Origin of the sequence: Chromobacterium fluminis, from assembly GCF_011602385.1 — a bacterium.
Lineage (GTDB): Bacteria > Pseudomonadota > Gammaproteobacteria > Burkholderiales > Chromobacteriaceae > Chromobacterium > Chromobacterium fluminis.
The window spans coordinates 1-12,688 of record NZ_JAAOMA010000017.1; the positions used below are offsets into that span (position 1 = coordinate 1).

9 protein-coding genes and 3 tRNA genes are annotated in these 12,688 nt (G+C 62.8%); 7 read left to right on the forward strand and 5 right to left on the reverse strand.

The window, feature by feature from the left end; translation table 11 throughout:
• Positions 1-153 precede the first annotated feature (153 nt).
• Positions 154-2,832 carry a TonB-dependent receptor plug domain-containing protein gene (locus HA052_RS13145; protein WP_166452265.1) on the forward strand — a complete coding sequence of 893 codons (2,679 nt, stop codon included), beginning with the start codon at positions 154-156 and terminating at the stop codon, positions 2,830-2,832.
• Positions 2,833-2,939: 107 nt separating this feature from the next.
• On the opposite strand, the gene HA052_RS13150 is transcribed toward HA052_RS13145, so the two are convergent.
• The 5 genes from HA052_RS13150 to fdhD all read right to left on the reverse strand — a co-directional run bounded on the left by HA052_RS13150 (position 2,940) and on the right by fdhD (position 5,512).
• Positions 2,940-3,014, reverse strand: a tRNA-Glu gene (locus tag HA052_RS13150).
• 6 nt (positions 3,015-3,020) lie between these two features.
• Positions 3,021-3,097 (reverse strand) — tRNA-Arg (locus HA052_RS13155).
• Positions 3,098-3,103: 6 nt separating this feature from the next.
• Positions 3,104-3,197: transfer RNA gene (locus tag HA052_RS13160), tRNA-Ser, on the reverse strand.
• Between the two features lie 61 nt (positions 3,198-3,258).
• Positions 3,259-4,485 (reverse strand): aspartate kinase, encoded by a 1,227-nt coding sequence (locus tag HA052_RS13165; protein ID WP_081554775.1) that lies wholly within the window; start codon positions 4,483-4,485, stop codon positions 3,259-3,261.
• 217 nt (positions 4,486-4,702) lie between these two features.
• Positions 4,703-5,512 carry a formate dehydrogenase accessory sulfurtransferase FdhD gene (fdhD, locus tag HA052_RS13170; protein WP_166452266.1) on the reverse strand — a complete coding sequence of 270 codons (810 nt, stop codon included), beginning with the start codon at positions 5,510-5,512 and terminating at the stop codon, positions 4,703-4,705.
• 134 nt (positions 5,513-5,646) lie between these two features.
• Here fdhD and fdnG point away from each other — a divergent pair, with 134 nt between their 5' ends.
• The 6 genes from fdnG to HA052_RS13200 all read left to right on the forward strand — a co-directional run bounded on the left by fdnG (position 5,647) and on the right by HA052_RS13200 (position 12,676).
• A complete protein-coding gene (gene fdnG / locus HA052_RS13175; RefSeq protein WP_166452267.1) occupies positions 5,647-8,703 on the forward strand; it encodes a formate dehydrogenase-N subunit alpha in 3,057 nt (1,018 codons plus the stop codon).
• Positions 8,704-8,712: 9 nt separating this feature from the next.
• Entirely contained in the window at positions 8,713-9,585 is an 873-nt protein-coding gene (gene fdxH / locus HA052_RS13180) for a formate dehydrogenase subunit beta (RefSeq protein WP_166452268.1), read from the forward strand.
• Positions 9,582-10,211, forward strand: coding sequence for a formate dehydrogenase subunit gamma (locus tag HA052_RS13185; RefSeq protein WP_081545332.1), 630 nt, complete (start codon positions 9,582-9,584; stop codon positions 10,209-10,211). The genes fdxH and HA052_RS13185 overlap by 4 nt, the downstream gene beginning before the upstream one ends.
• Entirely contained in the window at positions 10,208-11,134 is a 927-nt protein-coding gene (gene fdhE / locus HA052_RS13190) for a formate dehydrogenase accessory protein FdhE (protein ID WP_166452269.1), read from the forward strand. Before HA052_RS13185 ends, fdhE begins: the two co-directional genes overlap by 4 nt.
• Positions 11,135-11,282: 148 nt before the next feature.
• On the forward strand, positions 11,283-12,290 hold the full coding sequence (locus HA052_RS13195) for a hypothetical protein (protein WP_141111106.1): 1,008 nt from the start codon (positions 11,283-11,285) through the stop codon (positions 12,288-12,290).
• A gap of 17 nt (positions 12,291-12,307) precedes the next feature.
• Positions 12,308-12,676, forward strand: a complete 369-nt coding sequence (locus tag HA052_RS13200) for a response regulator (RefSeq protein ID WP_081545329.1) — start codon at positions 12,308-12,310, stop codon at positions 12,674-12,676.
• Positions 12,677-12,688: the final 12 nt, after the last annotated feature.

Consider the following 12,688-nt stretch of genomic DNA (forward strand, 5'->3'; position numbering starts at 1 on the left):
ATCCCCACCCACGCCAAGCTCCCTCAATGCTTCCAATCACATTATTCTCAATTTGAATAACAATCTAATTTTCCAGATTTTTAACATATATGCAATCGTGCTAGATTTTGTTTTCCAAAATCAATAAAGGGCCGGCACAGCCGGCATTCCGCGATGGCATATCCCCATTTCACTCTCTCCGCGCTAGCGCTGGCCTTGGCAGGGCAAGCCTTGCCGGCGCTGGCCGCCGACGGCAACACGCTGGACAGCGTCACCATCACCGGGTCGCGCATTGCGCGCGCCGGCAAGGAAGGCCCCACCGGGGTCACGGTGCTGAGCGGCGCCGATATCGAAAAACAGGGTTACACCAATGTTTACGACGCGCTGAACAATCTGGCGCAGAACACCGGCTTCACCCAGGGCGCGGATTTCGGCAATACCTTCACTCCGGCCGCCAACGCCATCAGCCTGCGCGGGCTGGGGCCCAACCATACGCTGACCTTGCTCAACGGCCGCCGCATCGCCGATTACCCGGTGGCTTACGAGGGGTCGGTCAACTTCGTCAATCTGGCCAATATCCCGGCGGCGATGATTGAGCGCATCGAGGTGCTCAACGGCGGCGCGTCGGCGATTTACGGCTCGGACGCCATCGCCGGCGTGGTCAATGTGATCCTGAAGAAGAAGGCCGACGGCACCACGGTCAACGTCAAGGCCGGCGGCAGCGAGCATCACGGCGGCGAAAACCTGCGCCTGCAACTGAGCGGCGGCAAGAGCTGGGACAAGCTGAATCTGGTCTACGCGCTGGAATTGAGCCAGCGCAACCCGATCTGGTCGCGCCAGCGCGGCTTCATGGCGGACAACACCGTCAACGGCGCAGCGCCCACCACGGTGTGGTCGCAGAAGGATGTGAGCAGCGGCAAGTTCATCGATCCCGGCGCGGCTTGCGGCGCGCTGGGCGGCTTGTACGCCGGCAGCGTGCGCGCTTACCGCAGCAGCAAGAGCAATGTCTGCGCCAGCCCGCTGGCCAAGGCCTCCTACTGGACGGTGCAGACCGCCAACCAGAGCCAGAACGGTTATCTGAGCCTGAATTACGCGCTCAACGATCACCTGGAGTTGTTCAGCGACGCGCTGCTGGCCTTCAACCACAGCGAGAACAATACCCGCGGCCCCAGCTGGACCTCGGCCGCCGGCAACGGCGGCTATTTCCTGAACCAGAACAGCGGCCGCTACGAGGTCTGGAGCCGCTTGCTGTCGCCGGAGGAGATGGGCGGCGCCAGCCGCTACAACCGCAAATGGGACGATGTGGCGGCCAACCTGACTTTCGGCCTGCGCGGCACGGTGCCGGAGAGCAGCTGGAGTTACGAAGCCGCTTACAACGCGTCCATCTACACCAGCCAGAACATCGCGCCGCGGCTGCTGGCCAATGCGGACAGTTTCTTCCTGGGCCAGCAGCAGGGCGTGGACGCCAAGGGGGTGCCGATTTACGCGCCGTCGGCCGGACCGTTCAACCGCCGGCTGACGCAGGCGGAGTTCGACAGCATCGCCGGGCGCTCGGTGAGCCAGAACAAGTCCTGGCTGCAGGCGCTGAGCCTGAGCGGCAGCGGCGAATTGTTCAAGCTGCCGGCCGGCGCGGTGAAGCTGGCCGGCACGCTGGAATGGGGCAGCCAGGGCTTCAGCAACGATCCGGACCCGCTGATCAATCAGGGCGCGTTCTACAACACCTCGCCGGCCGTGCACGCCGGCGGCACCCGCTCGCGCCAGGCGCTGGGCGGCGAGTTGTTCATCCCGGTGTTGAAGCGGCTGGACCTGACGCTGTCCGGCCGTTACGACCGTTACCAACTGCCGGACAGCAGCGCCGGCAAGTTCACTTACGGCGCCGGCCTGGCGTTCCGGCCGCTGAACAGCTTGCTGCTGCGCGGCAGTTACGCCACCAGCTTCCGCGCGCCGGACATGAATTATCTGTTCCTGACCCAGAGCCGCGGCTATTACTCGTCCAGCACTGATTACTGGCGTTGCGCCCAGGCCGGCCAGCCCTTGGCCAGCTGCGACTACAAAAGCATGTCGCCGGGCGCGGACTACGTGAAGAACGGCAACGCCGAACTGAAGCCGGAAAACGGCAAGTCCTACGGCTTCGGCTTTGTGTGGTCGCCCAGCAGCAGCGCGGATATTTCGGTGGATTACTGGGATATCGCCATCAATGATCTGGTCACCGACCTGAGCGGCGACAAGCTGTTGCGCGACGAGGCGCAGTGCCGCGCCGGCGTGCTGGACGCGTCGTCCCAGCTGTGCCAGGACACGCTGCGCCGAGTACAGCGCAATCCGGCCAATGCCTTGATCAATCCGGGCGCGATCAAGCAGATTGTGGTCAACCCGATCAACGCGGCCAGCGAGCGCACCAGCGGTTTCGACCTCGCCGGCAAGCTGCGCTGGAAAACCGCCAACTGGGGCGGCTTCCTGCTGAAAGCCAATTACACCAAGGTGCTGAAGCACACTTATCAGCAGTTTGCCGGGGATGTGGAAAAGAATATGTTGAACGACCCGGAAAACACCGATTGGCCGGACAAGCTGGACACCAGCCTGAGCTGGGACATCGGCCCCTGGTCGTCCACCGTGCTGCTGACCCGCTACGGCAAGATTCCCAAGGCCAGCGGCAATGGCAATCTGACGCCCACGGTGCTGGCCAATTTCAGCACTCAGTATCAATGGAGCAAGCAGACTTCGGTGGGGCTCATCGTCAACAATGTGCTGGACACCATCAAGCGCGACGACACCAGCAACTGGCCCTACTACCCGGTGGGCAGCTATCTGCCCTATGGCCGCCAGTGGTGGGTGGAGTTGAATCACAAGTTCTGAGCCAGACTGCCCGCGCGGACCAGCGCGGGCGGCCTGCCGCCGCCTGCGCTCAAATCGACAGCACAATGCAAAAAATCCACCGCTTGCGCGATGGGTTTTTCTAAATCTGGCGTCCCCACGGGGAATCGAACCCCGGCTACCGCCGTGAAAGGGCGGTGTTCTAACCGCTAAACTATAGGGACAGCAAGTGGCGCACCCGGAGCGATTCGAACGCCCGACCCTCTGGTTCGTAGCCAGATACTCTATCCAACTGAGCTACGGGTGCGCTGACTGGCGGAGAAAGAGGGATTCGAACCCTCGATACAGGTTTAAGCCCGTATGCTTCCTTAGCAGGGAAGTGCCTTCGACCACTCGGCCATTTCTCCGTTCAGAGAGCGCCATATTAATTAGCGCTGCGCCCCCTGTCAAGCGTGGATCCGAAATTATTTACGCCGGCTGGTCCAGTCCGAAAACTTTATGCAAAACGCGAACCGCCAGTTCCAGATACTTCTCGTCCAGCAGCACCGATACCTTGATTTCCGAGGTGGAGATCATCTGGATATTGATGCCCTCTTCCGCCAGAGTGCGGAACATGGTGGAGGCGATGCCGCAGTGCGAACGCATGCCCACGCCCACGATGGAAATCTTGGCCACCTTGTCGTCGGCGTCGATCTTGGCGGCGCCGATATGGGTCTGCACTTCGCGCAGGATGGTCAGCGCGCGCTGGAATTCGCCGCGCGGCACGGTGAAGGAGAAATCGGTTGCGCCGTTTTCGCCCACGTTCTGGATGATCATGTCCACTTCGATATTGGCATCGGCGATCGGCCCCAGAATCTGGTAGGCGATGCCAGGCTTGTCCGGCACGCCCTTGACGTTGATGCGCGCTTCGTTACGGTCAAATGCGATGCCTGCGACAACGGCCTTTTCCATGCTTTCATCTTCCTCATACGTAATCAGGGTGCCTTCGCCTTCGTCTTCGAAGCTGGAGAGCACGCGCAAACGAACCTTGTACTTGCCGGCGAACTCCACCGAGCGGATCTGCAGCACCTTGGAGCCCAGCGACGCCATTTCGATCATTTCCTCGAAAGTGACGGTCTTCAGGCGGCGCGCTTCCGGCACCACGCGCGGATCGGTGGTGTAAACGCCGTCCACATCGGTGTAGATCTGACATTCGTCGGCCTTCAGCGCGGCGGCCAGCGCCACGGCGGAGGTGTCCGAGCCGCCGCGGCCCAGCGTGGTGATATCGCCGTCCTCGTCCACGCCCTGGAAGCCGGCGACGATGACGACGCGGCCTTCATTGAGGTCGGAGCGCATCGCGGCGTCGTCTATCTCCTGGATGCGGGCCTTGGTGTGGGCGTTGTCGGTGACCAGCTTCACCTGCCAGCCACAGTAGCTCTTGGCCGGCACGCCGATTTCCTTCAGCGCCATCGCCAGCAGGCCGATGGTGACTTGCTCGCCGGTGGATACCACCACGTCCAGCTCGCGCGGGTCCGGATAGTCCTGAATCTCCTTTGCCAGGGCGATGAGGCGGTTGGTTTCGCCGCTCATGGCGGACACAACCACCACGACATCATGTCCCTGCGACTTCCACTTGGCGACACGGCGGGCAACGTTCTTGATCCGTTCGGTGGTTCCAACCGAAGTGCCGCCGTACTTTTGTACGATGAGTGCCATGCTTGTTTCTTATATTCGAAAGGGTTGAAATGTCGAGCTTCGATTCTGACCCTAACTTGCCAAGAATTGCAAGACGGAATTCACCGCCTATATTGCATCGCAAAACCAGCCGCCCGCCCCTGCCGACGCATCTCGGCGCAAGCTGCCGACGCTGCGACGCTTGCCGGCATCAATCCACGGCAGCCATGCCGTTTACTGGCAGAATATTTCTGTTGGATTACATGCGCAAACGTTCGGGGCAGCTGTACAGATTGGCGCGGCCGCGGCCGGCGAAGCCGATCAAGGTCAGGCCGTAGCGCGCGGCCATCTCCACCGCCAGCGAAGTGGGCGCGGACATCGCTATCAATATCTCGATGCCGGCGGCGGCGGCCTTCTGCGCCATTTCATAGCTGGCGCGGCTGGTGACGACGGCGGCGCCGTCGCGCCAGCCTTGGCGCGCGCGCGCGCCGATCAGCTTGTCCAGCGCCACGTGGCGGCCCACGTCCTCGCTCAGGTGCAGGAGTTCGCCCTGCGGCGTCACCCAGCCGGCGGCGTGGGCGCAGGCGGTGGCTTGGGACAGGCTTTGCGCCTGCTGCAAGGCCGGCAAGGCGCGCGCCAGCGCGTCCAGGCTGAAGTTTTGGGTGACCGGCAGCGGCGGCAGCGGCCGGTGGATTTCCGCCAGTTGCTCCACGCCGCACAGGCCGCAGCCGGTGCGCCCGGCCAGTTGGCGGCGGCGCTCCTTCAGGGCCATGAAACGGGCCGAAGCCAGCTCGATATGAACCTCCACCCCGCGCTCGCCCGGGAGGATGTCGATGCCGTAGATTTCGCCCGGATGGGCGATGATGCCTTCGGCCAGACTAAAGCCAAGCGCGAAGTCTTCCAGCGCCCTCGGACTGGCCATCATCACCACGTGGGACAGGCCGTTGTACACCAGCGCCACAGGGGTTTCCACCGCCACCCAGTCTTGCCTGGCCTGGGCGCCGCCATCGCGGCAATCGATAATGCCGAGCTCAAGCGCCGCATGCTCCAGCGCTTCATTTTTTTTCATAGAATTTGGCCTGCCATCAGCTGCAATAGTTTGTACTAATTGATACCTAGGGCGATAATAGATTTTCCGCTGTGAGTGAGCAATGCGCCCTTGGTGGGTCAAGGGCGCCAGGTTCATACCAAGGAGACAAACCCATGCAAGTCAGCAGACGGCAGTTTTTCAAGCTCTGCGCCGGCGGCATGGCAGGCACCACCATCGCGACCCTGGGCTTTATGCCCGAGACCGCGCTGGCCGACACGCGCAGCTATAAATTGATGCGCGCGACGGAAACTCGGAATACCTGTCCATACTGTTCGGTGGGCTGTGGCATCTTGATGTACAGCCTGGGCGACGGCGCCAAGAACGCCAAAGCCGATATTTTCCACATTGAAGGCGATCCGGACCACCCGGTCAATCGCGGCGCGCTCTGTCCCAAGGGCGCCGGCCTGATCGATTTCATCCACAGCCCCAACCGCCTGCGCTACCCGGAAGTGCGCGAAGCGGGCTCCAACGAATACAAACGCATCAGCTGGGACGAAGCCTTCGAACGCATCGCCGCCCACATGAAGCGCGACCGCGACGCCAACTTCGTCGAGAAAAACGCCGACGGCGTCACCGTCAACCGCTGGCTGACCACGGGTTTCCTGGCCGCTTCCGCGTCCAGCAACGAGGCCGGCTGGCTGACCCACAAATTCACCCGCAGCCTGGGGCTGCTGGCGGTCGACAACCAGGCGCGTGTATGACACGGACCAACGGTGGCAAGTCTTGCCCCAACATTTGGTCGCGGTGCCATGACAAACCATTGGGTCGACATCAAGAACGCCAACCTCATCGTCGTCATGGGCGGCAATGCGGCCGAGGCGCACCCGGTGGGTTTCCGCTGGGCGATTGAAGCCAAGACCCGCAACAAGGCGAAGCTGATCGTCATCGATCCGCGCTTCACCCGCACGGCCTCGGTGGCGGATTATTACGCCCCCATCCGCACCGGCACGGACATTGCGTTCCTGTCCGGCGTGATCCGCTACCTGCTGCAAACCGGCAAGTACAATAAGGAATACACGCTGGCCTACACCAATGCCGCGCTCTTGGTGAATCCGGACTTCCAGTTCGACGACGGCCTGTTCTCCGGCTACAACGCGGAGAAGCACAGCTACGACAAATCCACCTGGACTTACCAGCTGGACGACAAGGGCATGGCCAAGCGCGACGATAGCCTGTCCGATCCGCGCTGCGTGATCAATCTGATGCGCGAGCACGTGGCCCGCTACACGCCGGAAATGGTGGAAACCCTCTGCGGCACGCCCAAGGACGCCTTCCTCAAGGTCTGCGAATACCTGGCGGAAACCGGCGCCCACGACAAGACTACGTCCTTCCTCTATGCGCTGGGCTGGACGCAACACTCCATCGGCTCGCAGAACATCCGCACCATGGCGATGATCCAGCTGCTGCTGGGCAATATGGGCATGGCCGGCGGCGGGGTCAACGCGCTGCGCGGCCACTCCAACATCCAGGGTCTGACCGATATCGGCCTGCTGTCCACCAGCTTGCCGGGCTATCTGAACATGCCCTCGGAGAAGGAGCCCACGCTGGACGCCTATCTGGCCAAGTACACCAGCAAGCCGCTGGCCGACGGGCAGATGAACTACTGGCAGAACTATCCCAAGTTCTTCATCTCGCTGATGAAGGCGATGTGGGGGGACAAGGCCACAGCCGACAATCAGTGGGGCTATGACTGGCTGCCCAAGTGGGACAAGAGCTACGACGTGCTGCAGTACTTCGAGCTGATGCACCAGGGCAAGATCAACGGCTATTTCTGCCAAGGCTTCAACCCCATCCTGGCCTTCCCGGACAAGAATAAGGTGGTGGCCTCGCTTTCCAAACTGAAATACCTGGTGATCATGGACCCGCTGGCCACCGACACTTCCACTTTTTGGAAGAATCACGGCGAGCAAAACGATGTCAACAGCGCGGAAATCCAGACCGAGGTGTTCCGCCTGCCCACCACCTGTTTCGCCGAGGAAGACGGCGCGGTGGTCAATTCCGGGCGCTGGCTGCAATGGCACTGGAAAGGCGCGGACGCGCCGGGCGATGCCATCACCGACGCGGAAATCCTGGCCGGCATCTTCACCCGTCTGAAAGCGCAGTACGCCAAGGAAGGCGGCAAGAACGCCGAGGCCGTCATGAGCTTGTCCTGGGCTTACGGCAACCCGCACGAGCCCAAGCCGGAAGAACTGGCCAAGGAGCTCAACGGCAAGGCGCTGGCGGACATCCCGGATCCCAAGAACCCCGGCCAGTTCCTGGCCAAGAAAGGCGAGCAGTTGTCCGGCTTCGCGCTGTTGCAGGCCGACGGCAGCACCGCGTCCGGCTGTTGGATCTTCGCCGGCAGCTGGACCCAGGCCGGCAATCAGATGGCGCGCCGCGACAACAGCGACCCATCCGGGCTGGGCAATACTCTGGGCTGGGCCTGGGCGTGGCCGGCCAACCGCCGCGTGCTGTACAACCGCGCTTCCTGTAAGCCGGACGGCACGCCGTGGGACAAGAAGCGGACGCTAATCAAGTGGAACGGCGAAAAATGGGTGGGCGTGGACGTGCCCGACTTCAAGGCCGACGAGCCGCCCGGCAGCGCCATGGGCCCCTTCATCATGCAGGCCGAGGGCCTGGGGCGGCTGTTCGCGCTCGACAAGATGGCCGAAGGCCCCTTCCCCGAGCACTACGAGCCGTTCGAAACGCCGCTGGGCACCAACCCGCTGCATCCCAAGGTGGTGTCCAATCCGGCGGCGCGGGTGTTCCCGGCGGACCGCGAGCAGATGGGCAAGCATGACGCCTTCCCGTACGCGGCCACCACTTACCGGCTGACCGAGCACTTCCACGGCTGGACCAAGCACGCGCGGCTGAACGCGATCGCCCAGCCGGAGCAGTTCGTGGAAATCGGCGAGGCGCTGGCCAAGGAGAAAGGCATCGCCCACGGCGACACGGTGAAAGTGTCGTCCAAGCGCGGCTATATCAAGGCCAAGGCGGTGGTGACCAAGCGCATCCGCGCGCTGCAGTCGGGCGGCAAGACGGTGCACCAGGTCGGGATTCCAATTCACTGGGGTTATGAAGGCGTGGCCAAGAAAGGCTTCAGCGCCAACACGCTGACGCCGTTTGTCGGCGACGCCAACACCCAGACGCCGGAATTCAAGTCCTTCCTGGTCAACGTCGAGAAAGTATAAGGAGCGACCATGTCACTGCAATCGCAAGATATCCAGCGCCGCTCCGCCAGCCCTACCCAGCCGCCGGTGGTGCGCGATTACAAGGCCGAGGTGGCCAAGCTGATCGACGTGTCCACCTGCATTGGCTGCAAGGCCTGTCAGGTGGCCTGCTCGGAGTGGAACGACATCCGCGACGAAGTGGGCAGCAACGTCGGCGTCTACGACAACCCGGCCGATCTCACCGCGCACAGCTGGACGGTGATGCGCTACAGCGAGGTGGAGGAAAGCGGCAAGCTGGAGTGGCTGATCCGCAAGGACGGCTGCATGCACTGCGCCGACCCGGGCTGTCTGAAGGCCTGTCCATCGCCGGGGGCCATCATCCAGTACGCCAACGGCATCGTGGACTTTCAGTCTGAGCACTGCATCGGCTGCGGCTATTGCATCTCCGGCTGTCCGTTCAACGTCCCGCGCATCAACCAGAAGGACAACAAGGCGTATAAATGCACCTTGTGCTCCGACCGGGTGATGGTGGGGCAGGAGCCGGCCTGCGTGAAGACCTGTCCCACCGGAGCCATCCGCTTTGGCACCAAGTCCGATATGCAGACCTACGCGCACGAGCGGGTGGAAGAACTGAAAACCCGCGGCTACGCCAACGCCGGGCTGTACGATCCGGAAGGCGTGGGCGGCACTCACGTGATGTACGTGCTGCACCACGCCGACAAGCCGGAGCTGTATTCCGGCCTGGCCAAGGATCCCAAGATCAGCCCGGTGGTCAGCCTGTGGAAGGGCATTCTCAAGCCGCTGTCCACCATCGGCCTGGCGGCTTCGGTCTTGTTCGGCTTCTTCCACTATATCGGCGTCGGCCCCAATAAGGCGGAAGAGGAAGAGGAGGAAAAGGCATGAGCAAGGAAAAGCTGATCAAGCGCTACAGCGCGGCGGAACGCCTCAACCACTGGATCGTGGCGGTGTGCTTCGTGCTGTTGGCGATTTCCGGCCTGGCCTTCTTCTACCCGGCCTTCTTCTGGCTGACCGGCGTATTCGGCACGCCGCAGCTGGCGCGCATCATTCACCCCTTCGTCGGGGTGCTGATGTTCCTCGGCTTCGCGCGCCAGTTCCTGCGCTACTGGCATCACAACTTCTTGGATAAGGAAGACGTGAAGTGGATGATGGCGGTGAAGTCGGTGCTGTCCGGCCACGAGGTCGGCGACATCGGCAAGTACAACGGCGGCCAAAAAGGCATGTTCTGGCTAATGACCGGCTGCATGCTGATGCTGGTGTGCACCGGCTTCATCATGTGGCGGCCGTACTTCGCGCTGTACTTCCCCATCCCGGTGATCCGCGTGGCCCTGCTCCTGCACGCCTGGAGCGCGCTGATCCTGATCGCCGGCATCATCGTCCACGTCTACGCCGCCATCTGGGTGCGCGGCACGATACGGGCGATGGTGGAAGGCGTGGTCACCCATGCCTGGGCCAAGAAGCATCATCCGCGCTGGTATCGTGAAATGACTGGAGACAAGAACAAGCCATGAGCATACGCATCGTCCCCCTGGACGAGGCTGGCCGGCTGCAAACCGCGGCGGGAGAGATCCCGCCGTTGTTGCTGCCCCAGCCCGCCGAACGCTATCTGGCCCGCAGCCGGCGCCTCTCGGCGCTGGCCGACGGCCACCCGATGGCGGCCTATCTGGCCTTCGCCGCCCGCATCGCCGCGGCTCAGCACCGCTTGGTGCGCGAACAGCCGGTGGCGCTGCCACAGCGCGGCGATTACTTCCATCATTGTGCCGAACACGGCCTGCCGCCGCTGGGCGCCGCCGCTTGGCCGCGCGATCCGGTCTGGCGCGATCTGCTGCGCGCGCTATGCGCGGAACTCGCCGCCCTGCCCGGCCCCGCCGGCGAAGTGGCGCGCGAACTGGGACAGACGAGCGACGACGCGCTGGAAAACGCCGCGCGCGCTCTGCTGGACGGCGACTTCGCCGCCGTCGGCTCCGCTCGGGCGCCCTTGTTGTGGGCGGCGCTGTCGGTTTACTTCAGCCAACTAGCCTCGCAATTGCAAGTCGCCGCGGTGGCCGAACCCGACGACGCCCGCCACCTGTGTCCGGTGTGCGCGATGCCGCCGGTAGCCAGCGTGGTGCGCCTCGGCAACGAATCCGGCCTGCGCTACCTGCATTGCAGCCTGTGCGAAAGCGAATGGCATCTGGTGCGCGCCAAGTGCAGCAATTGCGAAGCCACGCGCGACATCGGCTACTGGTCGCTGGAGCAAGGCGACAGCCAGCAGGCCGCGGTGCGCGGCGAGAGCTGCGGCGACTGCGGCAGCTATCTGAAGATCCTGGCGCTGGACAAGGACCTGAACGCCGAACCGGCGGCCGACGATCTGGCCACGCTGGCGCTGGATCAGCAGTTGGAACAGCACGGCTTTGCCCGCAGCGGGGTGAATCCGCTGTTGTTCCCCGGCTGAGAAACGCTTCAATTTCCACCCCGACAGCCTCCGTCACGGAGGCTTTTTTATTGCCCCCGCAAGCGGCTTGGCCGCGCCGGCCGTTTGCATAAGAAAAAACCAACAACTACAAAAAAGGTATGACTTTTTTCTATCCCGGTTAATCGACATGGTTCAGCTCCCGCCTCTGACGCCAAGAAACCGCCTGCTGTTGGGCCTGGCCATCAATGGCGGCGTCTTGTGCTGGCTGTTTTGGGGGCATGCCCTACTCTGGGCCGGACTGGCGCTCAGCTCCGTCGCGCTGGCGCTGACCCTGAACTGGCCCGCGCCAGTCGATCCCGCGGAACAGACGCCGAACCCAGACGCCTACTGGCAGGGCTTCGCCAGCCATGTTTGCGCCTTGCTCCCCCTATGGGCCGGCCACATTTCTTTAGGCAAGGAACAGATGGACGACGCCGCCAACAGGCTGACCCTACGCTTCGACGGCATCTTGCGCCAAGTGGGCGGCGCGGTGCCCAAACCCGGCGAGCACACCGACCACGCGGCGCTGGCGCAGGCGGAGAGCCGGCTCAAGCACCTGTTGCAGCTCTTGCAAAACGCCACCCGGCAGCAAACCGACCTCGCCATCCATCTGCACACGCTGGGCCAATCGGCCAATACCCTGCAAAACCTGGTGCGCAGCCTGATCAGCGGCCGCCAGCTGGACGGCGAGCAAAGCATGGAACAACTGGGCAGCGACACGCTGGAGCAGCTGTCCCGCTTGCAAAACCAGATCGACAAAGCCATGGACAGCCTGGCGCAAATGGCGCACGAACCGCTGCGGCCTCACGCTCCGCTGAACCCCGCCGACCCAGCCGCGCAGGACAAAGAAACCACACTGGACGAAGAGGCCGCTCAGTCTCAATCCTTGCAGCAGGCTCTGGAAGACATCCTGGTGCAACTGCAATTCCAGGATAGAGTCGATCAAATCCTCAGCGGAGTGCAAAACGACATGCGCCGGCTGGAAAGCGTCTTCAGCCAGGCGCTGATCGATACCGAACAGCGGCCGACGCCGCCGGACACCGCAGCCTGGCTTGAGGCCTTGAAAAACAGCTATACCACCCATGAGCAGCGCGTCCTGCACAGCAGCGACAAGACTGAATCGGGCAATAAGCAAAACAACATCACCTTTTTTTGATCCGGGGAACGCTTCCGATGGCCAAAACCATACTCATCGTCGATGATTCGGCCAGCCTGCGACAGGTGGTGCGCATGACGCTTGCCGGCGCGGGCTATGAGGTGCTGGAGGCCGGCAACGGCCAGGAGGCGCTAAATGTGCTGGACGGGCGCAAAGTCCATCTGATCGTCTCCGACGTGAACATGCCGCTGATGGACGGCATCGCCTTGCTGCGCAATATCAAAGTCCATCCCAATTACAAGTTCACTCCGGTCATCATGCTGACCACGGAGTCCTCCGAGGAAAAAAAGCAGGAAGGCAAGGCCGCCGGGGCCAAGGCCTGGGTGGTCAAACCGTTCCAGCCGCCGGTGCTGTTGACCGCCGTTTCCAAATTGATCCTGCCCTGAACGGGAGCTCGA

Coding starts and splice junctions, on each gene's coding strand:
- HA052_RS13195 (WP_141111106.1), top strand. CDS start 11,283: ATGGTTCAGCTCCCGCCTCTGACGCCAAGAAACCGCCTGCTGTTGGGC.
- HA052_RS13185 (WP_081545332.1), top strand. CDS start 9,582: ATGAGCAAGGAAAAGCTGATCAAGCGCTACAGCGCGGCGGAACGCCTC.
- HA052_RS13200 (WP_081545329.1), top strand. CDS start 12,308: ATGGCCAAAACCATACTCATCGTCGATGATTCGGCCAGCCTGCGACAG.
- fdhE (WP_166452269.1), top strand. CDS start 10,208: ATGAGCATACGCATCGTCCCCCTGGACGAGGCTGGCCGGCTGCAAACC.
- HA052_RS13145 (WP_166452265.1), top strand. CDS start 154: ATGGCATATCCCCATTTCACTCTCTCCGCGCTAGCGCTGGCCTTGGCA.
- HA052_RS13165 (WP_081554775.1), bottom strand. CDS start 4,485: ATGGCACTCATCGTACAAAAGTACGGCGGCACTTCGGTTGGAACCACC.
- fdhD (WP_166452266.1), bottom strand. CDS start 5,512: ATGAAAAAAAATGAAGCGCTGGAGCATGCGGCGCTTGAGCTCGGCATT.
- fdxH (WP_166452268.1), top strand. CDS start 8,713: ATGTCACTGCAATCGCAAGATATCCAGCGCCGCTCCGCCAGCCCTACC.